This window comes from Paracidovorax valerianellae, assembly GCF_900102625.1.
Taxonomy (GTDB): Bacteria; Pseudomonadota; Gammaproteobacteria; order Burkholderiales; family Burkholderiaceae_C; genus Paracidovorax; species Paracidovorax valerianellae.
On record NZ_FMZC01000009.1, the window covers coordinates 175,230 to 196,284 of the forward strand.

Here is a 21,055-nt window from a genome sequence, read left to right on the forward strand (position 1 = left end):
CAGGGCAATGAATCCGGCGGCAGGCTGCTATGGTTTTTGATGTTCTGGCGGCGTGCGTGGATCAGTACAGCCCGCGCACCCGCGCCATCAGCCGCACGAGGCCCAGCAGGGCGTCGGTGTGCGGTGTGGGCACGGCGGTGAGGCGGCCCAGCTCGTGCACCGCGCCCACGAGGGCGTCGATCTCCAGCGGCTTGCCGGCCTCCACGTCCTGCAGCATCGACGTCTTGAACGCGCCCAGTTTGCGGGTGACGGCGTGGCGGTCTTCGGGCTGCTGGTCGATCGGCAGGCCCAGCCGCTCGCCGATGGCCTTGGCCTCGCGCATCACGTCGGACGTGAAGGCGCGCACCAGGTCGTCGTCCAGGATGCGGTCGGTGGTGGCGCCGGTCAGCGCGCTGATGGGGTTCACCGTCATGTTGCCCCAGAGCTTGAACCACACGTCCTGCTGGATGCGGGACGACGCCTCGGCCTCGATGCCGCCGCGCTGGAGCATGTCGGCCAGCGCCTGCAGCCGCGGCGTGGGGGCGCCGCCGGGTTCGCCCAGGATGAGCCGGCTGCCGAAGTGGTGGCGCACCACGCCGGGCGCGTCGAGCGAGCAACTGGTGTGGACCACGCCGCCGATCACCTGGCCGGCCGGAATCGCGCGGGCGATGGCACCCGACGAATCGACCGACTGCAGCGCCTGACCCTGCACGGGGCCGCCGCAACCGTCCAGAAACCACCAGGGCACGCCGTTCATGGCGGTGAGCACCAGGGTGCCGGGGCCGATCAGCGGGGAAATGCGGGTGGCCACGTCGGGCAGCGCGGGGGCCTTGACGGCCAGCACCACCAGGTCCTGCACGCCCAGGGCGGCAGGGTCGGCCTGGGCCTGCACCGAAACAGCTTGGGTGGAGCCATCCGGCTTGACGAGTTGGAGACCGTGCGCGTTCAGCGCCTGAAGCGTGGCGCCGCGGGCCACCATGGCGACCTCGCAGCCAGCGCGCGCCAGCGCCACGGCAAGCCAGCCGCCGATGGCGCCGGCGCCATAGATACATGCTTTCATCGAGACATCCACCTGTGCATGAACCGGCCGTGCGGCCGTGAAGCGGTGGATGTTAAGCGCTCCCCGCGGCGCGCGCCGGGGGAGGCAAGGGCGCGGTCAGCGCGCGATCACTTGGCGTCGCTGGCGGGCTCGGAAGCGCCCGTGGCCGGTGCCGGCGTGCTGCCGCCGAACACGGCGCCGCCCGCAGGAGCGGAGGAGGAAGACGACGAAGACGACGAAGTGCCGGTGTCGGGCGTGGGGGTGGGCGGTGCGCTCGGCGTGGGGGTGGCCGGAGTCGTTGGCGCCGGCGCGGTGGCGGGGGCGGAATTGGTGGGGGTGTCGGCCGGCTTGTTGCGGTCGCAGGCGGTGAGCGCCAGGGCGGACACGACGATCAGGGGGGCGGCGGCCAGCCAGCGGCGGGAAGTCTTGGTGGTTTGGGTCATCGTTTCATCTCCTTGGGATAGGGTGCGGCGGACTGCCGCTGGAGTGAGGATGCTAGGCAGGCCGCTGCCGCTGCGGAGTAGGATAGTGTTGACATCGCAATTGCTTACTTTCAGGCGGCGCAGCCCCGGTCTCACCGCCCGCACGGCCCTTGCCAGCGGTACGGTTCAGCGCATTTCCCCGCCTGCCGCGCCGATCTTTACGGCCCCTGCCCGCCGCCCCATCCCCCGTCTCATCGCCTTTCGCTGCTTTCCCGAAATCCTGCCATGGCCAAAGAAAAAACCCTCTTCACCTGTACCGAGTGCGGCGGCACCAGCCCGCGCTGGCTGGGCAAATGCCCGGCCTGCGGTGCCTGGAACACGCTGGTCGAAACCGTGGCCGAAGCCGGCCCGGGCAAGAACCGGCTGAGCGCGCCGCAGTACGCGGGCCTGGCCCAGGCGCAGGCCGTGATGCCGCTGGCCGCCATCGAGGCCATCGACATCGCCCGCACCCCGAGCGGCATCGACGAGCTGGACCGCGTGCTGGGAGGCGGCATCGTCGAGGGCGGCGTGGTGCTCATCGGGGGCGACCCGGGCATCGGCAAGTCCACGCTGCTGTTGCAGGCGCTGGATGCGCTGCAGCGCGTGGGCCTGCCCACCCTGTACGTGACGGGCGAGGAAAGCGGTGCCCAGGTGGCCCTGCGCTCGCGCCGCCTGGGGCTGGACCATAGCCAGGTGAACGTGCTGGCCGAAATCCAGCTGGAAAAGATCCTCGCCACCATCGATGCCACCCAGCCCGCCGTGGCGGTGATCGATTCGATCCAGACCGTGTATTCGGACCAGCTCACCAGTGCGCCGGGCTCGGTGGCCCAGGTGCGCGAGTGCGCGGCGCACCTCACGCGGGCGGCCAAGGCCTCGGGCGTGACCATCATCCTCGTGGGCCATGTGACGAAGGAAGGCGCGCTCGCCGGCCCGCGCGTGCTGGAGCACATGGTCGATACGGTGCTGTACTTCGAAGGCGACACGCACAGCCAGTTCCGCCTGGTGCGGGCCATCAAGAACCGCTTCGGCGCGGTCAACGAGATCGGCGTGTTCGCCATGACCGAGAAGGGCCTCAAGGGCGTGACCAACCCGAGCGCCATCTTCCTGAGCCAGCACAGCGAGCCGGTGCCCGGCAGCTGCGTGCTGGTCACGCTGGAGGGCACGCGGCCCATGCTGGTGGAGATCCAGGCGCTGGTGGACGAGGGCGGGCCCAGCCCTCGCCGGCTGTCGGTGGGCCTGGACCGCGACCGCCTGGCCATGCTGCTGGCCGTGCTGCACCGCCACGCCGGCGTGGCCTGCATGGACCAGGACGTGTTCGTGAACGCGGTGGGCGGCGTGCGCATCAGCGAGCCCGCGGCCGATCTGGCGGTGATGCTGTCCATCACCTCCAGCCTGCGCGGCAAGCCGTTGCCCAAGGGGTTCATCGCCTTCGGCGAAGTCGGCCTGGCCGGCGAGGTGCGCCCCGCGCCGCGCGGGCAGGAGCGCTTGAAGGAAGCCGCCAAGCTGGGCTTCAGCGTCGCCGTGGTGCCCAAGGCCAATGCGCCCAAGAAGCCCATCGAGGGCATCACCATCCATGCGGTGGAGCGGGTGGAAGAGGCGATGGAAGTGGTGCGCGGCATGGGCTGACGGCCGCCCGCCGGGCGCACCGCCGCGCCTACGCACCATCCACACCCGGCCCCGGCGGCCGCCATAGGACAATCTCGCCCCATGAATCTGCGCAACCTCTTCATTCCCGTGGGCATCGCGGTGCTGGTCTTCGCCGCACACCGCTCTTATGGCTGGCAGGGCGTCCTGGCCGTGGGCGGCGGCCTGTTCATGTGGGCGCTGCTGCATTTCACCCGGCTGATGAACGTCATGCGCAAGGCCGCCGACCGGCCCATCGGCCACGTGGGCAGCGCCGTCATGCTGAACGCCAAGCTGCGCAAGGGGGTCAACCTCATGCACGTGGTGGCCATGACGCGCTCGCTGGGCGAGCCCCTGTCGGCCGACGGCGAAGAGCCCGAACGCTACCGCTGGACCGACGGAACCCGGTCGCACGTAACGTGCGAGTTCCGGGGCGGCAAGCTGACGGAATGGGCGCTCGTGCGGCCCGTGCAGGACGACGAAGCGGCGGGTGCTGGCGCCGGAACGCCCGCAGACTCGTAAAATCGCGGGTTTTGCGACTTCCAGCAATTCCAAAGGAACCCCATGAGTCCCGTAGCTCCCTCGATGGCCGACCGTGACGGCAAGATATGGATGGACGGCCAGATGGTCGATTGGCGCGACGCCAAGATCCATGTACTGACCCACACGCTGCACTACGGCTGCGGCGCCTTCGAAGGCGTGCGCGCCTACAAGACGGCCGACGGCACGGCGATCTTTCGCCTCGAGGAGCACACCGAGCGCCTGTTCAACAGCGCCAAGATCCTGCGCATGACCATTCCGTTCACCCGCGACGAGGTGAACGAGGCCCAGAAGGCCGTGGTGCGCGAGAACCAGCTCGAATCGTGCTACCTGCGCCCCCTGACCTGGATCGGCTCGCAAAAGCTGGGCGTGTCCCCCAAGGGCAACCAGATCCACTTGATGGTCGCGGCCTGGGCCTGGGGCGCCTACCTGGGTGAAGAGGGCATGCAGCGCGGCATCCGCGTGAAGACCAGCAGCTACACGCGCCACCACGTCAACATCACCATGACGCAGGCCAAGGCGGTGAGCAACTACACCAACTCGATCCTGGCCAACATGGAGGCCCTGGACGACGGCTACGACGAGGCCCTGCTGCTGGATGCCTCCGGCTTCGTGTCCGAAGGCGCGGGCGAGAACGTGTTCATCATCAAGAACGGCGTGGTGTACACGCCCGACCTGTCGGCCGGCGCGCTGAACGGCATCACGCGCAACACCATCGTGCACATCTGCAAGGACCTGGGCCTGGAGCTGGTGCAAAAGCGCATCACGCGCGACGAGGTGTACATCGCCGACGAGGCTTTCTTCACCGGCACCGCCGCCGAAGTGACGCCCATCCGCGAACTCGACCGCCTCGCCATCGGCAGCGGCTCGCGCGGGCCCATCACCGAAAAGATCCAGAGCGCCTTCTTCGACATCGTGAACGGCCGCAACCCCCAATACGCCCACTGGCTCACCAAGGTCTGAAGAACATGTCGCAAGCCATCGTCGAACTGGTCGCCAAAGACCTCAACCCGCAGGGCGGGGTGTTCTGTCCCAGCCCCAAGGCGGACATGAAGATCTGGAACACGCACCCCAAGGTGTACCTGGACGTCGCCCACACGGGCGAGGCCAAGTGCCCCTATTGCGGCACGGTGTACCGCCTGAAGGCGGGAGAGCACGTTCGTTCCGGCCACTGATTGATGCCGGCTGAACGCGGCGGCGTGGCACGGGCCACGCTCACGGTGGCGGTGCTGACGCTGAACGAAGGCCACCGCATCGAAGCCTGCCTGGCGAGCGCATCGTTCGCCGACCAGATCGTGGTGGTGGACAGCGGCAGCACGGACGACACCGTGGCCGTGGCGCAGCGCCTGGGCGCGCAGGTGCATGCCTATCCCGACTGGCAGGGCTTTGCCGTGCAGCGCAACCGCCTGCTGGCGCACGCCACGGGCGACTACATCTTCTTTCTCGATGCCGACGAGGTGATGACCCCTGCCTTTCGCGAAGAGCTGCAGGCCATCGTGCGCTCGGGCGAGCGGGCGGTGTGGAAGATCCGCTGGCGCATGGTGGCGTTCGGCCACGAGCTGCGCTACCTGCGCACCACCTCGACCGTGGAACGCCTGTTCCGCCGCGAGATGGTGCGCGAGTACGTGGGCGTGGTCCATGAGGAAGCCGTGCTCACCGAGCCCGGCGTTCCGCGCCACGTCATGCGGGCCCAGTTGCTGCACCACTCGCGCGAGACCGTGCGCGGCAGCCTCGAAAAGCTCACCCAGTACGCCATGCTGGGCGCCGCCAAGCGGGCGGCGGCCGGCAAGCGCGGCGGGGTCGGGCGTGGCCTGGCCTCGGGCACGAGCATGTTCGTGCGCCTGTACGTGCTGCGGCTGGGGTTCCTGTGCGGCGGCGCCGGTTTTCTGTATTGCCTGTTCGTCGCCCTCGAAGCGTTCTTCCGCTATGCAGCGCTCGAGTACGACCGGGACCGCCTGAGCGAGAGCGTGCGCCGGTGAAACCTTCGGATGTTTTTGCGCGCCTGTCCGGCGTGGCGGCTTTCATGGTGCCGGGCCTGGCGCTGTGGCTGCGCTCGGGCTATTCATGGGGCGCGGCGGTCTTGCTGGTGTGCAGCCTGGCGACGGCCGGCGTGTGGCTGCGCCGGCCCCCGGGGCGCGAGGCCTGGTGGCTTTTCGCCTCCATCGTGGCCATGGGCTTCGTCTGGGCGCTCGACTTCGATCCGGCCCAGGGCGGCTGGTCCAACCTGGACCGGCCCTCCAAATACCTGCTGGCGCTGCCGTGCCTGTTCTACCTGCTGGCCTACCCGCCGCGCGCCGTCTGGCTGTGGTGGGGCCTGGCCCTGGGGGCGTGCGGCGCGGGGCTCATCGGCATCTACCAGACCGGCGTGCTGCACCTGCTGCGCGCCAACGGCTACACCAACGCGATCCAGTTCGGCGGCCTGAGCCTGCTGCTGGGCCTGATGTGCTCGGCCGCGCTGCTGGTGCAGTGGAGCCGCTGGGCCGCCTGGCAGCGCATCGGCTGGGTCGTGTGCATCTTGCTGGGCTTCGAAGGCTCGCTGCTGTCGGAGTCGCGCGGGGGCTGGCTCGTGCTGCCGTTGGCGCTGCCCGTCTGCGCTTGGCTGCAGGCCCGCTGCGGCCAGCGCAGGCTGGCCATGGCCGGGGTGGCGCTCATTCTGGCGGGCGCGGCGGGCCTCATGGCGCTCAAGGCGCACGACGTTCGCAACCGCGTGGACGAGGCGCGCCAGGAAATCACCCAGTACGAATCCAAGGGCGATGCCGCCAGCTCGGTCGGCCAGCGGCTGGCCCACTGGAAGCTGGCCTGGGCCATGGGCATCGACCGGCCGCTGACCGGCTGGGGCCGCTACGGCTACGAGGCCGAGAAGCAGCGGCGCGTGGCCGCCGGCCTGGCGCATCCGTTCGTGCTGCAGTTCAGCCACGCGCACAACGAGGTGCTGGACATCTTCGCCAAGCGCGGCCTGCCGGGCGTGGCGGTGCTGCTGCTGTTCTACGCCGTGCCGCTGGCCCTGTTCTGGCCCACGCGCCGGCGCGTGTGCCGGGCGACGGAAGACGGCAGCATGGACCCGCAGGTGCTTTGCCTGCGCCTGGTGGGCGTGCTGCTGCCCATCGGCTACATCGGCTTCGGCCTCACGCAGGTGTTCCTGGGCCACAACAGCGGCACCATGTTCTACCTGTTCATGGGCATGCTGGTGCTGGCCATCCTGCAGGGCCGCGAGCGGGAGGCGATGCTCCGGCTGCAGGCCAGGGCCTCTGCGGCACCCGCAGCGGTATCGGGCCATTCCGCCCCACCCGCCTGACCGAATAGAAGGTTTTCGCCATGCACGTGCTGCTCGTCAACAACTCCCCTATTCCCGTCTATGGCTATGGCGGCACCGAGCGCGTCATCTGGGACCTGGGCCAGATGCTGGTGCGCCTGGGCCACCGCGTGAGCTACCTCGTGCCCGAAGGCTCCACCTGCGATTTCGGCGCCGTACTGCCCATCCGGCCCGATGCGCCGTGGGATTCGCAGATCCCGGCCGACGTGGACATCACCCACTTCCAGTTCAACCCCCGCACCGAGATCGCGATGCCCTACCTGGTCACCGAGCACGGCAATGCCCGCAAGCCCAAGCCGCTGCCGCGCAACACCGTGTTCCTCTCGCGCGACCATGCCGCGCGCTACGGCTCCACCGAATTCGTCTACAACGGCCTGCAGTGGGAAAGCTACGGCGCCGTGGACTTCGCCCAGCCCCGCGACCACTACCACTTCCTCGGCAAGGCCGCATGGCGCGTGAAGAACGTGAGCGGCGCGATCCGCGTGGCCAAGCTGGCTGGGGTAGAGCTCGACGTGCTGGGCGGCGACCGCATCAACTTTCGCCGCGGCTTTCGCTGGACGCTGTCGCGCCGCATCCATTTCTTCGGCATGGTGGGCGGCACGCAGAAGACCGAGCGGCTCAACGCCTCGCGCGGGCTCATCTTTCCCGTGCGCTGGCATGAGCCCTTCGGCTTGGCCGTCATCGAAAGCCTGTACTTCGGCTGCCCGGTGTTTTCGACCCCCTACGGCGCACTGCCGGAGCTGGTGCCGGCCGAATGCGGCGTGCTGGCCGACAACGCCAGCGCCCTGGCCGAGGCCGTGCGCGCCAACCGCTTCGACCCCCGTGCCTGCCACGAGCACGCGGTGCGCCACTTCGGCGCCGAACGCATGGCGCGCGACTACCTGCGCATGTACGAGCGCGTGCTGGCGGGCGAAACCCTCAACGCCCAGGCCCCGGTGATCCAGGGCGAGGCCCGCTCGCTCGCCTGGCGCAACTGATTGCATCATTGGACGTGTGAACCAATAACACTCTGATTGAACTGCGAGTTACAAATAAATCTGCCATTACTTAACCTTGAGTGGATTCACCCTAGAAAATCCCTGTTCAAAAATCAGGGAGGGCAATCCATGGACAGGGTGGTGAAAGTGGATCAAGACAGTCTTCGGGCGCAATTGCAGAAGAAGTTACCGCCGAAGGTGCGGCTGTTTCAACTCGAAGATATACCAGGGGTGATGCGCTCGCGCATGGGGTGGCCTGTCGCGGCGATTTTGATGGAGCGATGGTTTAACGGGGCCGCTTTTCGCATGCCAGCAGAAATGAAAGAAAGCCGCTCTCCGCATCGTTTGAATCAACTCAGTTCTGTACACCTGGAAGAAAGCATTGTCACGATGTCCTGGGCCCTTCGGTTCGCCCGGGTCCAGACTGCGATGGCCACACTGCAAAGCGAATGGGCGACCGCTAAAGGCATTAAAGAACTGAGGCAAAAAATCAAAGATCAGACCTTTGGAAAAACGCTGAAGCTGTGGAGATTTGGCGATTTCAATCAGTCTGCGAAGGTGCTGGATGCCACTTGCCAAGTGAACTATTTGACGTTCGGGAAACTGAGTGACCCTATGGATGATTTCTACGGGGCGATGGGCGAAGCTCAATTAAAAGTGGCAGCGTCTGGGTTCGTTTCAACGGGAAGCAACGGCTCTATCACTGTAGATATCGATGAACTGGCTTTCTATCTACGAGATTCCTATGACTTCAACGACGGCATCCCCTTGATGTCCCAACCTTTAGGGTTTTGGGGGACCACGGGAGTGGAGCGCCATTTCCAACTTCGCAGAGATATACCGATTTCAGATCAATGGGTGCATACGGACTCAGCCGATGTCGCAGCGACGAAATACGAAGTGCAGAACAACGATTTCCGGCGTTGGAGTGCTCTGCAAGGTAGAGGTGGGGATTTCATGGTGCTTTCCGATGTCCACCGCGTCCGCCTTGCATTCCCTTTGAGGTTTGACCTTCAATGAAATCGCTCATCAGTGGTCATCAAATCAGGGGCCAGCCAAAACGGATTTTTTTCTGGACGCTGCTTTGTGCCTGCTTGGCCGGAGCAGGCTGGTTGCTTTCCAGGCCTGCATTTAAGGGAAGCGATTTCAGTCCTCGCCATGTGTACCGAGTGGATTACTACGACGCCTCGCTTCTCCAGCGCATTCTTCACCATGACCTGAAAATTCCCTCTTTCGTGCGTCTCTATCGCGTAGAGCCCGAAATTCTTTTGGGTGAGAGTGGAGTGGTTGATCTATGGCTGAATGGAGACGCACGGTGGTACATGGATTCATCGTCAACCGTAGCGGTTGGAATGGACATCGTCTTTGAAAATATTCCTCCTGAATGTGGCGCCCCTTGCCCGCGATAGGCGCTATGGCACGTGGACGCTAGGCGGTCGACAACTCATCTCTCGCTATTTCAACCGGTGATCGGGGCCAGCATAAAAGTCAGGCCGCATCTATGCGATGTCGCTGGCCAGCCTCACACCGCCGCGTGGATCGTGAAGCCCATCGGCACCGGGCCGAAGTCCTGAATCATCTTCAGCCCGAGCGAGTGGGCAGCCTTGGCCGTGGTGATGCAGCCTTCGGTGCGGCCATGCCGGCAATCCACGGCCGCCTGTGCGTTGCTGTTCACGAACGACAGCCGCGCACCCTGGGGGGCCAGCTGTTGCGGTGCCGGGTGGGTCGAAATGGTTTTCGGCACGTCGCCCGTGCGCGATGCCAGGATCATGTTGAAGGTGGGCATCACGAACACGTCCACCATCTGGAACCGGTTCAGGTTGGAAAACACGAGGTTGTGCAGATCGGGGTAGGCCACGCACCCCAGCACCGCGATGGCCGGGTCGTCGTTCAAGGCCTCGGCGGCGATCTCGAAGGTGGGGTGCAGGTGCACCGTGCCCTTGCGGCCATTGCGCCGGAACCATTCGTGGGCGGCCGCTTCGCAGTTCGTGCCGGCGGGGCCCAGGGTGTGGATGACCCGGATGTCTTTGACTGCCATGGTGAAACTCAGTGGATCGGGGAAAAGAAGGTGGCGATGGCGCGAAGCCGTGGGCGGGCTTCGGTGGGCCTTCAGGACTGGCGTAGTGAGCGGTGGATCGCCAGGGGCGCTCTTTGCCCACCGCTGAGGGCCGGGCATTGCGCGCTGCGCCCGCACGCCCGGTCACGCTGTCGATGAAAGGGCGGTTCCAGCCGCGTGAGGCGTTGCCCGTCGGGACGACCTCATCCCGTGGGGCTGGCGGGGTCCGGGCTGCTGCCTGGTGAGCGGAGCGGCTTTCGCCGGAGACTGGGGTGTTGTGCTGCGTTCATTGGAAGACCTCCCGATGCGGTTCGGCCTGACGCCCCCGCACTTTTGGATGCCCAACAGAATTCCATCGAGCGGAACGCAGCTTAAAGGAAACGCCCTGGCGCGGCCACCCAGGCGGTCAAATGGATTGGCAGATCGCACGAAACAGATGTTTCGATGCGAAACAGTCGCATTCAGGCCTTGTGTCGGCTCCCCACCCGTGAACAGCTTTGCCTTGGTTCCCGCCCCAACCGTCAGCCCTGCGCCAATGGCAAGGTCAACACGAAGCACGCGCCGCTTTCGCCATCCGGCCGGTCCTCGCACCGCACGGTGCCGCCCGAGCGTTCGGCAATGGAGCGCACCAGCGCCAGCCCCAGGCCCACGCCGCCGGCGCGTTCGCTGGCGCCGGGCAGCCGGTAGAAGGGCTCGAAGATGCGTTCCCGCTGCGCCAGCGGCACGCCGGGGCCCTGGTCGCACACGCGCACTTCGGCATGCGTGCCGGTGCGCTGCAAGCCCACCGTGATGTCGCCCTGGCTGTAGCGGCGGGCGTTCTCCAGCAGGTTGCGCAGTGCGCGGCGCAGCAGCTTGGCGACGCCGTGGACCTCCAGGCCATCGGCGCTCGCGGCACCGGCCTCCAGCTCGGCATCGACCCGCACGCATTCCTCGGCCGCCAGGCCCAGCAGGTCCACGAGTTCCACGGTGCCCATGTCCGCTTCGCGCGCATCCAGGCGGCTGGCCAGCAGGATTTCGTCCACCAGTTGATCCAGCTCGGCGATGTTGCGCAGGATTTCGTCTCGAAACGCCGGGGAGGGCGCGGAGCCCTGCATCAGCTCCAGCCCCATGCGGATGCGGGTGAGCGGCGACCGCAGCTCGTGCGAGGCATTGGCCAGCAGCGATTTGTGGGATTTGACGAGCGTTTCGATGCGCGCTGCCGCGGCGTTGAACTGCCGCGCCAGGTCGGCCACCTCGTCGTGCCCGTGCTCGGCCACGCGCACCGACAGGTCGCCTTCGCCGAAGCGCTGCACGCCGCGCTGCAGGGTGACCAGCCGCTGCAAAAGGCGCCGGATGATGGGAAACACGCCCACCGCCACCGCCACGCCCACGAGCCCCAGCATCCACAGAAAGCCGAAAGGCGGACGCGTCCAGAAAGCGACCTCGCCCCGGCGGTCGCCCCCTGGCGGCCGGGGGCGCGGCGCCATCTGCAGCGAGAAGACGTCGCCGTTTTCAGCCTCCACGCGAAACTCCAGCCCTTCGGCCGGCCCGTTCGGAATGCGCGTGGCCAGCCCGCGCAGCACGGGCTCGCCCTGCGGATTGATCAGCACCATCTCGCGGGCCGGCGGCGTGGGCGGCGTCTGGGAGTTCTGGTCCGCGGCGATGCGCCACGCCCAGCCCACCGCGAGCGTGAGCACCGCCACGCCGCCCACGACGGCCAGCCAGATGCGCAGATAAAGGCGCCGGGAAAACGGGTTAGACATCAAGGCCTCCTGAATGCGCGGCGCCACGGCGAAGCGTGGGAGCCCGCGGGGTCAATCCTGCTGCTTGGCGAACACGTAGCCCACGCCGCGCACGGTGAGGATGCGGCGGGGGTTCTTCGCGTCCTGCTCGATGGCCGCGCGGATGCGGCCCATGTGCACGTCGATGGAGCGGTCGAACGCCTCCAGTTCGCGGCCGCGCACGGCTTCCATGATCTGGTCGCGCGTGAGCACGCGGCCAGCACGCTCGGCCAGGGCCACCAGCAGGTCGAACTGGTAGGAGGTGAGTTCCGCCGGTTGCCCGCTGACGGTGACGGTGCGCGCGTCGCGGTCAATCTCCAGCGAACCGAAGCGCAGCACCTGCGCGGCCGGCGTGCCGCCGTCGGTGCGCCGGCGCAGGATGGCGCGGATGCGGGCCAGCAGTTCACGCGGCTCGAACGGCTTGGGCAGGTAGTCGTCGGCGCCCAGTTCCAGCCCGATGATGCGGTCCATCGGGTCGCCCTTGGCGGTGAGCATGAGCACCGGCACCTGGGCGGCGGGGCCCTGCAGCGAACGGATGCGCCGGCACACTTCGAGCCCGTCCATGTCCGGCAGCATCAGGTCCAGGATCACCAGGTCGGGCAGCGGGCCGGCGTCGCCGCCCTGCAGGCGCGCCATGCCGCTTTTGCCATCGGCCATGTGCGTGACTTCCAGGCCGGACTGGCTGAGGTATTCCCCCACCATCTGGGCGAGGCGGAAGTCGTCTTCGATCATCAACAGTTGAGAGCTCATGGCGGTGTCCTTGGGGAGGCTCCATGGTCGCGCCGGGGGGCGTCGGTGCGTTGAAGTCTCCGTAAAGTTAGGTAAACAACGGGGTGATCGGCAAGCCCTCGCGGTCGGCAGGCAGGGTGAGCAGGGTAGAGGGCATCGTTTTCTGTTGCTATTGAAATAATAGCTTTCCGGGCAATGGAATCAGCGGTGGGAGGGCGTTTCGATCCGCGACGCCAGCGCCACCAGCACCAGCACGGGCAGCCCCAGCAGCGCCGTGCCGACGAAGAATTCGGTGTAGCCGAAGGCATCCACGAAGCGCCCCGAAAAGCCCGCGATCCACTTGGGCGCCAGCAGCATCATGGAGCTGAACAGCGCGTACTGCGTGGCCGAATACTGCACGTTCGTGAGGCTGGACAGGTAGGCGATGAACGCCGCCGACGCAATGCCGCCGGCCAGGTTGTCGGCCGATATCACCAGCACCAGCCCCGTGACGTCGTGCCCGCGCATGCCCAGCCACGCGAACAGCAGGTTGCTGCAGGCGCTGAGCACTGCGCCCAGCATCAGCACGCGCATCACGCCCAGGCGCATCGACAACACGCCGCCCACGAAGGCGCCGGCCAGCGTCATCACCACGCCGAACACCTTGGTCACCGCCGCGACTTCGTCCTTGGTGTAGCCCATGTCCACGTAGAACGGGTTGGCCATGATGCCCATCACCACGTCGCTGATGCGGTAGATGGCGATGAGCGCCAGGATCAGCGCGGCCTGCCAGCGATAGCGCCGGATGAAGTCCGCGAAGGGGTCGATCAGCGCGCTGCGCAGCCATTCGGCCGGGTTGCGCGCGGGCGTCAGGGGGCGCGGCACGGGCTCGCGCGACAGCAGCACGGTCACGGTGCCGATCAGCATCGAGGCCGCCATCGTCAGGTAGGCGGCCTGCCAGGCGCCCTGCTGGTAGCCGCCCAGGCCGGGAACTTCGGCGCGCGCGGCCACCCACAGCACGCCCGCGCCCGCCCAGATCATCGCCAGGCGATAACCCGTCTGGTAGGTGGCGGCCAGCGCGGCCTGGTGGTCGGCATCGGCCGATTCGATGCGAAAGGCGTCCAGCGCGATGTCCTGCGTGGCCGAGCCGAACGCCACGGCCAGCGCGCACCAGACCAATGGCTCCAGCGCCACGCGCGGGTCGTTGAACGCCATGCCCGCCAGCCCCGCCATCACCATCGCCTGCGACAGCACCAGCCAGCCGCGCCGGCGCCCCAGCCAGCGCGTGAGCAGCGGCAGCGGCATGCGGTCCACCAGCGGGGCCCACACCCACTTGAAGGCATAGGCCAGGCCCACCCAGCTCAGGTAGCCGATGGTCGTGCGGTCCAGGCCCGCTTCGCGCAGCCAGAACGACAGCGTGCCCAGCACCAGCAGCAGCGGCAGCCCGGCAGAGAACCCCAGCGCCAGCATGCGCAGGCTGGCCGGTTCGAGATAGACGAGCCAGGCGTCGCGCCAGCTGCGGCGGGGGGCGGTGGCGGGGGCGTGGTCTGGGGGCATCGGAGGTGGGCTGGGCGAGGGCGGGGGTGAAGGGGCTCGCGTGGATTATCCGCACCCCACCCCCGGGCGCGTTCCGCCGTTCGCCGGTGCGGGCCTCGGCCACTCCGATGCAGGCCGCTACGATGGTGCGCCATGGGCCATGCCACCGTTCTTCATCCCACCTGCTCGGTGCGCAGCTACAGCGGCGAACACGCCGCGCACGCGCACGACCATGCGCAGGTCCTTTACGCGCTGCAGGGCCGCATGGAACTGGAAGTGGCGGGCCGCGCCGCCTTCGTGGACACGGCCTGCGGCATGGTCATTCCGGCCGGCACGGCACACGCCTTCCTGGCGCCGCCCGGCGCGCGCATGTTCGTGATCGACGCGCCCGACCAGCCCGGGGTGGACCGCGTTCGGCGCTTCGCCATCGCATCCCAGCACAGCGCCTTCACGGCGGACGACGACCCCGTGCAGCGGCTCGCGCAAATCCTGCAGGCACCGCGCGTGCTGGCCCGCCGCGCTATCGCGCCCGAGCGGCTGGAGCGCGCCGTGCGGTCCGCCCTGCATGAAGACTGGCCCACCGCGCGCATGGCCGCGCTGTGCTGCTTGAGCCCCCAGCGCTTTCACGCCCGCTGGCTGGCGATCACCGGCCGCACGCCGCAGGCCTGGCTGCGCGGCGAACGCCTGGACGCCGCAGCCCGCGATCTGGCGAACGGGGTTCCGCTGGACACCGTGGCCCTGCGCACCGGCTATGCCAGCGGCAGCGCCCTGGCCTATGCCCTGCGCCGCGACCGTGGCACCAGCGCCCGTGCATTGCGCAGCGGATGTTGAATGCTATAAAAATAATAGCTACATACCGTTGATTTTATTGCGCTGGAGGCCGATTTGGCTTAGATGCTGCATAGACCTGCGCCCATGCACTTCGAGCGTTGCTCGACATTCCAGCGCTTGCGCCACGGCACCATGGCCGCATGACCACGACCCTCGTTTCGCATTCCACCCGGGGCATCGCCATGGTGCTGCTCGCCGCCGTGCTCTGGGGCACCACCGGCACCGCGCAGAGCCTGGCGCCCGCCGGCCTTTCGCCTTACTGGGTGGGCGCCCTGCGACTGCTGATCGCCAGCGCCTTTTTCGCTGCGCTGGCGTGGGGTCCGCTGCGGCGTGGCGGACGGCCCCGGTTGCCCTGGGGCCTCGTGCTGCTGGCCGGCCTTTGCGTTGCGGCCTACAACCTGAGTTTCTTCGCGGGCGTGAAAGCCAGCGGCGTCGCGCTGGGTACCGCGATTGCGATCGGCAGCGGCCCCATCTGGGCCGGCCTGCTGCAGACGGTGCTGCAGCGGCGCCTGCCCGCCCCCGTGTGGTGGGCCGGCACGCTGCTGGGCGTGGCGGGCGGCGCGGCCATGGCGCTGGATGGGCGCACCGAGGTGCAGGCGCCGCTGGCCGGCATCGCGCTGTGCCTGCTCGCGGGGCTGGCGTATGCCGCCTATGCCTTGATCAACCAGAGGCTCGTGGCGCATGCGGTGCCGGCCGTCGTCAATCTGGCGGTGTTCGGCGGCGCGGCCGTGCTGTCGCTGCCGGTGGCGGCGGGGCTGGCCGGGCCCGTGGCCGCATCGCCCGGCACCTGGGCCGTGGTGGCCTACCTGGGGCTCGTCGCTACCGGGGTGGCGTACCTGCTGTTCACGCACGCGCTGCGGCACGTCAGCGGCGCCACTGCCGTCACGCTCGCACTGGCCGAGCCGGTGACCGCGTTCGCCCTGGCCGTCGCCGTGGTGGGCGAAGCCCCTTCGGCCATGGCGTACGCGGGGCTGGCGGGGGTGCTGGGCGGGCTGCTGCTGGTGGTCTGGGCCGAGCTGCGCGCGCAGCCGGTGTCGGCCCCGGCAGGCTGATGCCCAGGCGCCGCAGCCTACACAGCAGCGGTCTCTGCCCGGCTAGACTGCGCAGCACCATGCCGAACGAACCCTTCGATGCTGCCCGTGGCGCGCAAAACGCCATGAGCGCTTTTTCTTCCTCCTCTTCCTCTGTTTCTTTCGATGCCGACGGGGCGGACGCCGCAGACAGCTGCTGCCGCTTCTGCACCGCCAAGAGCGGCCTGTGGAAGGCCCGGCGCGGCTTTCTGCTGGCAGCCGGTGCGGCCGTCGCAGGCCCCGCGCTGGCGCAGGTGGACGTTGGCTCGTCATCGACCATGCGCAAGCTGGTGCCGGCCGAGACGCTCGAAAACGCCGCCAACCAGCAGTACAGCGACATGATGGGCAAGGCCAAGGCGCAGCGCGCGCTGGCCGGCGCCGACAACCCGCAACTGCAGCGCCTGCGCACCATCGCCCAGCGCCTGATTCCCTTCACCGCCCAGTGGAACGACCGCGCCCGCCAGTGGCAATGGGAGGTCAACCTGATCGGCAGCAAGCAGATCAACGCCTTCTGCATGCCGGGCGGCAAGATCGCCTTCTATACCGGCATCCTTGACCAGCTCAAACTCACCGACGACGAAGCCGCCATGATCATGGGCCACGAAATGGCCCACGCGCTGCGCGAACACGCCCGCGCCCGCCTCGCCAAGACCCAGGCCACCAGCGTGGGCCTGTCGCTCGGCGCCCAGTTGCTGGGCCTGGGCGACCTGGGCAACGCGGCGGCCAACCTGGGCACGCAGCTGATCACCTTGAAATTCAGCCGGGGCGACGAAACCGAGGCCGATCTCGTCGGCCTGGAACTCGCCGCACGCGCCGGCTACAACCCCGACGCCTCGGTCAGCCTGTGGCGCAAGATGGGCGAGGCCACCGGCAGCCAGGGCGGCATCGCCTTCCTGTCCACCCACCCCAGCGGGCCGGAGCGCATTCGCCAGCTGGAGCAGAACGTGCCGCGGGTGCAGGGGCTGTATCAGGCGTCCCGGCGCGGGTGAGTGAGCCCGACGACTTTTGCAAAGGAGCCGCAACGGCTCCTTTTTTATTTCCGCAACGGAAATCCGCCGCCGATTACCCAGGCCCGGGTTGATAGACCGGTGTTGTATTGCCTGTGGCGCTTCGGCAATGGATAGCGGACCTGCTCACATTTAACGCCAATGTTTAACGCGTTCGTCAGTGCAGTTCATTCGTTTTGTTCTTGGAGCGAAGCCAGTGCTTCTTAAGCGATTAACTCCACCAACGACTGCATCGTGTTCAGGCAAACGCTCTGATTCTTCTGGCATGAAACGCAATGCCCGGCAAGTCCATTCATCTTCTGTGCGAGCAACACAACACCGTAAGACAGGCGTCAATATTGTCAATATGATGCTGCGCTTGTATCAATTTGAAAAGAAATGCGCGATTGCCGTTATCGGTTTCGCGTGAGTTTCAAAAAGGGTGGCCGGTGTCCCGCAGGGAATTCTGGCGGGTTTGAAATCGTTGGGAATATGAGAATGAAAAGAGCCCTCGGCTCAAAGGGAGCGGCGCTGGCGTGCCTGCTCGCAGGAGCAGTTCCGGTTGGAGCCCATGCGCAAGCGCTGGTGGTGGCCCATCCTTCCACGCCCATTCAAGTGCAGGCCGGACCGGGAGGGCGCGTGGTCGTCACCCCCAGCACCGCGCAGGACGGGGTGTCCTACAACGGCTTTTCCCGCTTCGATGTCGGTGCTGCAGGGTTGACCTTCGCCAACGATGCGGTGCGCGCCCGCACCATCGTGGCGGAAGTGCTGTCGGCAGCGCCTTCGCACATCGAAGGTCCTTTGGATGTCACCGGCCCGCGCGCGAATTTGATTCTCGCCAACCAGAACGGCATTCGCGTCAATGGCGGCAGTTTCTTCAATTTCGGCAGCGTGGCACTGACGACTGGTGCCGTCAGCCTGCGCGATGAAACACAGCCTTCCGGCCATTCCCAACGCTATGTGGATGTGAAAACCACACAGGGACAATTACTGATCGATTCGCAAGGGGTTTCAGGCAATCTGATCCGTCTGGAAATGATGGCCAAAACCGTGGGAATCCAGGGTGCGGTGACCAACAGTTTCTCTTCCTCTACGGCAACGGTGCGTATCGTGGCCGGCGAATCCCTGGCGCAATTCGATACTGCGGCCTCTCCGGTCGATAACCTGACCCCGTGGGTGCACTACACCCCGGGCAAGGCATCTTCTTCGGCGCTGGCTTTGAATCTCAGTGCCGATTCCAAAGTGACGTCGGGCCGCATCGAAATTCTGGTCACGGACCAGGGCGCCGGAGTGCGCAATGGCGGGCAATTGGTGGCGTCGGCCGGCGATTTTCAATTGACGAGCACCGGCCGGCTCGAACAGATCGGCGGCCAAATCCAGGCGCAGGGCCAGATCCATGTCCAGGCGGACGAGATGGAGTTGCGCAACACCCCTGAGCGAAGCAGCCTGGTCGCCGCAGGCACCAACACGATCCTGGAGGCCAAGGGCTCACTGCGCAATATCGGGGGTGAGATTTCCGGGCAGAACCGTTCCACCGACGAGGGCGACGGCCGGTATGCCGTGCTGCTTCGGGCGGGCGGGGCCATCGAGCACAGTACGCCGGTGGGCGCGGCAAAGACGGCGCTCATCTTCGGCCGCAACGATGCGGTCGGCCTGTTCGCCGGTGCCGATGTGTCCTCGGTGGATGCACGCATCGTCTCCAACGGCGCGCTCACGGTGCAAACACCAGGTGCGGTGCGCAACGAGACGCTCCACGTGGCGGGCTCCGGCAATACCGACTGGACGAGTCGCAGCCTCTTCAAGCGCCGCAGCGGCTACCAGGTAGACATGGGCACGCTGGCCGATACCGCAAACCAGGCTTACTGGGTGGCGCAGGGCGATCTGGCGGTGTCCGGCAGCAGCTTCGCCAACCTGGGCGGCTACCTGTTCTCCAACGGCGGCAAGGTCGATATCGCGGCCACGGGCGACGTCACCATTCAGGCCCACAGCATCGGGCAGTTCGCCTATCGCCAAAGTTGCTTTCTTTTCATCTGCAAGCGCACGGCCTCTTCTTCCGAGTCGCTCGTGGGCGGCCAGATCATGGCGGCCGACACGCTCAACGTCCGCGCGGGCGGGCAGATTCTCAACGACGCAGGGCAGGTCTTCGGTGGACGGGGAATGGTTCTGCAAGCGCCTGTCATCACGGCACGCGCACGCCCGGTGCATACGGTCATCTCGCGCGACCGCGGGCTGAAGGCCGTGCTGGGTGATACCTGGGCTCAGGTGTATGCCACCGATCAGGGCGGAAGCTTCACCGTGCAGCAGGGCCGCATGGTGCTTCAGGGCGCTGCGCGGCAAGAAGGCGGGGTGTTCACGGCATCGGAAGGGGTGGAGGGCGCGATCGAAGTCGTCCGTCCGCCGCACCGCGATCCGGTTCGCCTGGAAAACCATCTCGGTCTTTTCTGGTAGGGGGCGACGCATGAAGTTTTCCCGCCTGAGCGGCACGCTCTGCGTGCTGGTGCTCGCCCCTGTCATGGGGCATGCGCAAGTGCCCCCTGCGCCCCGTGATCCCAACGATCAACTCATTCGCGAACAGCAGGAAAAGCTCCGCGAAGATCTGCTGCGGCAGGCTCCGCCCGCCAGCATCCAGTTCGATCAGCCCGGCCAGGACGGCCGGGTGCCGGATGCCAGGGCGCTGTCCGACATTCCGTCCACGGGGCCGACATTTTTGGTCCACACCATCCGTCAGGAGGGCGCCGCCCTGCTGCCGGAGACCGTTTTCCGGGAGGTGGCGGCGCCGTTCGCCGGCCAGTCGCTTGGCGTTGCACACATCAACGTGCTGCTGGAGCGCATGAACCGGGCGCTGGTCGCCGCGGGCTACACCACCTCGCGCGCCTATGTGGGCAACCAAAGCCTGCATGAGGGCGTGCTGGCAATCACCATCGTGCCCGGCACCATCGAAAAGCTGCTCTACAACGGCGCAGCGGTCGAAGCGGGGCGTGCCGACGGCCCCGGCATCGCCATGGCGATGCCCATGGAGGAAGGCGACGTGCTGCGCCTGCGCGACATCGAGCAAGCCGTCGATCAGCTGAACCGCCTGCGGCGCAACAACGTGCAGGTGCAGATCCGTCCTGGCACCCAGCCCGGCGGCTCCATCGTGGAGTTCGTCAACCAGCCCCGCGACGGGGCAAGGTACAACGTGTCGGTGGACAACCAGGGCTCGGCCGCGACGGGCCGTATGCGCATCCAGATGGGGGTGGACAACGGCAACGTGCTGGGCCTGATGGAATCGCTGAATGCGGGCCTGACCACCAGTGCTGACACGAACGCGCTGTACGGCACGTTCTCGGTACCGCTGGGATACACCACTGTAGCGGGCATGGCCTCCATCTCGGAATACCAGAATCTGGTGGGCGACACGGCGCTGGTGTATGGCCGGTCCCGGAGCTACACGCTGTCGGTCAACCACCTGCTGGACCGCGACCAGACCAGCAAGACCGCGTTCGACGTGTCCCTGACGCGCCGCGACTCCGAGCGCTCCATCAACAACCTGCGCCTGTCGCCGCAGGACCAGACGGTCCTGCGCGCCGGTGTCAATCGCCTGCAGCGCTTCGAGACCGAGTACGGCATGGGCCAGTGGACCGCCGATGCGGGTGTCTCGCACGGCCTCTCCTGGTGGGGTGCCAACCGTGACCCGGCCGACCTGCCATCGGCCGCTGCCCGATACGCGTTCACCAAAGCCGAGCTGTCGGCATCGCTGGAGCGGCCCCTGCCCGGTGCATGGGTCTGGCGCTCGCGCGGGGCTGGCCAATGGAGCCGGCATCCGTTGTATTCGTCCGAACAGCTGTTCGCTGGCGGGGTCGGCAGCGTTCGCGGTTTTGCCGAGTCCGCGCAGGGCGGTGACCGGGGCGCTTACTGGCGCAACGAATGGGCCTGGCAGAAAGCGCCGCCGCTGTTCGGCGGCGAGGTGCGGTACGAGCCCTACACCTTCTTCGATATGGCCCACGTGCGAACCGTGTCCGATGGCCGGTCCCACGGGCTGGCCAGCGCGGGGGGCGGGGTGCGCATGGCGTATCGCACCGGGTTTTTCGAGGCCATTCTGGGCAAGCCGCTTCGCAGGCCCCAGGGTGTGGCGGACAGCGGATGGCGCATCAACGTGAGCGCGTCTTACCAATTTTGAATTCGATGGGCAGGTCG

Annotated in this window: 21 protein-coding genes; 15 read left to right on the forward strand and 6 right to left on the reverse strand. The window is 67.1% G+C overall.

The annotated features are described in order from the left end of the window. Positions 1-61: 61 nt before the first annotated feature. Positions 62-1,039 (reverse strand): 2-dehydropantoate 2-reductase, encoded by a 978-nt coding sequence (locus BLT03_RS15105; RefSeq protein WP_092744583.1) that lies wholly within the window; start codon positions 1,037-1,039, stop codon positions 62-64. Between the two features lie 107 nt (positions 1,040-1,146). Continuing rightward, entirely contained in the window at positions 1,147-1,461 is a 315-nt protein-coding gene (locus tag BLT03_RS15110; protein ID WP_092744584.1) for a hypothetical protein, read from the reverse strand. Between the two features lie 264 nt (positions 1,462-1,725). Between BLT03_RS15110 and radA the strand changes: the two genes are divergently transcribed. From radA to BLT03_RS15155, 9 genes are all read left to right on the forward strand, one after another. Then, positions 1,726-3,105 (forward strand): DNA repair protein RadA, encoded by a 1,380-nt coding sequence (gene radA, locus BLT03_RS15115; protein WP_092744585.1) that lies wholly within the window; start codon positions 1,726-1,728, stop codon positions 3,103-3,105. 81 nt (positions 3,106-3,186) lie between these two features. Beyond that, positions 3,187-3,624: a glycerate kinase gene (locus BLT03_RS15120; RefSeq protein ID WP_092744586.1), complete on the forward strand. Its 438-nt coding sequence runs from the start codon at positions 3,187-3,189 to the stop codon at positions 3,622-3,624. Positions 3,625-3,666: 42 nt separating this feature from the next. Beyond that, a complete protein-coding gene (locus BLT03_RS15125) occupies positions 3,667-4,605 on the forward strand; it encodes a branched-chain amino acid transaminase (protein WP_092744587.1) in 939 nt (312 codons plus the stop codon). Between the two features lie 5 nt (positions 4,606-4,610). Further along, positions 4,611-4,817, forward strand: coding sequence for a zinc-finger domain-containing protein (locus BLT03_RS15130; RefSeq protein ID WP_092744588.1), 207 nt, complete (start codon positions 4,611-4,613; stop codon positions 4,815-4,817). Positions 4,818-4,820: 3 nt separating this feature from the next. Further along, positions 4,821-5,621, forward strand: a complete 801-nt coding sequence (locus BLT03_RS15135) for a glycosyltransferase family 2 protein (protein WP_092744619.1) — start codon at positions 4,821-4,823, stop codon at positions 5,619-5,621. Then, the gene (locus BLT03_RS15140) at positions 5,618-6,937 is read left to right on the forward strand and encodes an O-antigen ligase family protein (protein ID WP_245711409.1); all 1,320 of its coding nucleotides are present in this window, start codon (positions 5,618-5,620) and stop codon (positions 6,935-6,937) included. Before BLT03_RS15135 ends, BLT03_RS15140 begins: the two co-directional genes overlap by 4 nt. Positions 6,938-6,957: 20 nt before the next feature. Further along, complete coding sequence (locus BLT03_RS15145; protein ID WP_092744589.1) at positions 6,958-7,932, forward strand: glycosyltransferase; 975 nt, start codon at positions 6,958-6,960, stop codon at positions 7,930-7,932. Between the two features lie 129 nt (positions 7,933-8,061). Beyond that, complete coding sequence (locus tag BLT03_RS15150) at positions 8,062-8,952, forward strand: DUF6402 family protein (RefSeq protein WP_092744590.1); 891 nt, start codon at positions 8,062-8,064, stop codon at positions 8,950-8,952. Continuing rightward, a complete protein-coding gene (locus BLT03_RS15155) occupies positions 8,949-9,341 on the forward strand; it encodes a hypothetical protein (protein ID WP_245711410.1) in 393 nt (130 codons plus the stop codon). Before BLT03_RS15150 ends, BLT03_RS15155 begins: the two co-directional genes overlap by 4 nt. 113 nt (positions 9,342-9,454) lie before the next feature. Here the strand turns inward: BLT03_RS15155 and BLT03_RS15160 are convergent, their stop codons facing one another. The 4 genes from BLT03_RS15160 to BLT03_RS15175 all read right to left on the reverse strand — a co-directional run bounded on the left by BLT03_RS15160 (position 9,455) and on the right by BLT03_RS15175 (position 14,013). Beyond that, positions 9,455-9,970: a hypothetical protein gene (locus BLT03_RS15160; RefSeq protein WP_092744591.1), complete on the reverse strand. Its 516-nt coding sequence runs from the start codon at positions 9,968-9,970 to the stop codon at positions 9,455-9,457. A gap of 539 nt (positions 9,971-10,509) precedes the next feature. Beyond that, complete coding sequence (locus tag BLT03_RS15165) at positions 10,510-11,730, reverse strand: ATP-binding protein (RefSeq protein ID WP_092744622.1); 1,221 nt, start codon at positions 11,728-11,730, stop codon at positions 10,510-10,512. 51 nt (positions 11,731-11,781) lie between these two features. Continuing rightward, positions 11,782-12,498 (reverse strand): response regulator, encoded by a 717-nt coding sequence (locus BLT03_RS15170; RefSeq protein ID WP_092744592.1) that lies wholly within the window; start codon positions 12,496-12,498, stop codon positions 11,782-11,784. Positions 12,499-12,678: 180 nt separating this feature from the next. Continuing rightward, positions 12,679-14,013, reverse strand: a complete 1,335-nt coding sequence (locus BLT03_RS15175; RefSeq protein ID WP_092744593.1) for an AmpG family muropeptide MFS transporter — start codon at positions 14,011-14,013, stop codon at positions 12,679-12,681. Between the two features lie 132 nt (positions 14,014-14,145). Between BLT03_RS15175 and BLT03_RS15180 the strand changes: the two genes are divergently transcribed. The 6 genes from BLT03_RS15180 (at position 14,146) to BLT03_RS15200 (ending at position 21,038) form a co-directional block, all read left to right on the forward strand. Next, positions 14,146-14,823 (forward strand): helix-turn-helix domain-containing protein, encoded by a 678-nt coding sequence (locus BLT03_RS15180; RefSeq protein WP_092744594.1) that lies wholly within the window; start codon positions 14,146-14,148, stop codon positions 14,821-14,823. 140 nt (positions 14,824-14,963) lie between these two features. Continuing rightward, positions 14,964-15,875 carry a DMT family transporter gene (locus tag BLT03_RS15185; protein ID WP_092744595.1) on the forward strand — a complete coding sequence of 304 codons (912 nt, stop codon included), beginning with the start codon at positions 14,964-14,966 and terminating at the stop codon, positions 15,873-15,875. 59 nt (positions 15,876-15,934) lie between these two features. Then, a complete protein-coding gene (locus BLT03_RS15190; protein WP_245711411.1) occupies positions 15,935-16,882 on the forward strand; it encodes a M48 family metallopeptidase in 948 nt (315 codons plus the stop codon). Positions 16,883-17,165: 283 nt separating this feature from the next. Continuing rightward, on the forward strand, positions 17,166-17,309 hold the full coding sequence (locus tag BLT03_RS24505; RefSeq protein WP_175537770.1) for a hypothetical protein: 144 nt from the start codon (positions 17,166-17,168) through the stop codon (positions 17,307-17,309). Positions 17,310-17,377: 68 nt separating this feature from the next. Next, on the forward strand, positions 17,378-19,327 hold the full coding sequence (locus BLT03_RS15195; RefSeq protein ID WP_092744596.1) for a filamentous hemagglutinin N-terminal domain-containing protein: 1,950 nt from the start codon (positions 17,378-17,380) through the stop codon (positions 19,325-19,327). A 10-nt stretch (positions 19,328-19,337) separates the two neighbouring features. Next, a complete protein-coding gene (locus BLT03_RS15200; protein ID WP_092744597.1) occupies positions 19,338-21,038 on the forward strand; it encodes a ShlB/FhaC/HecB family hemolysin secretion/activation protein in 1,701 nt (566 codons plus the stop codon). Positions 21,039-21,055 lie beyond the last annotated feature (17 nt).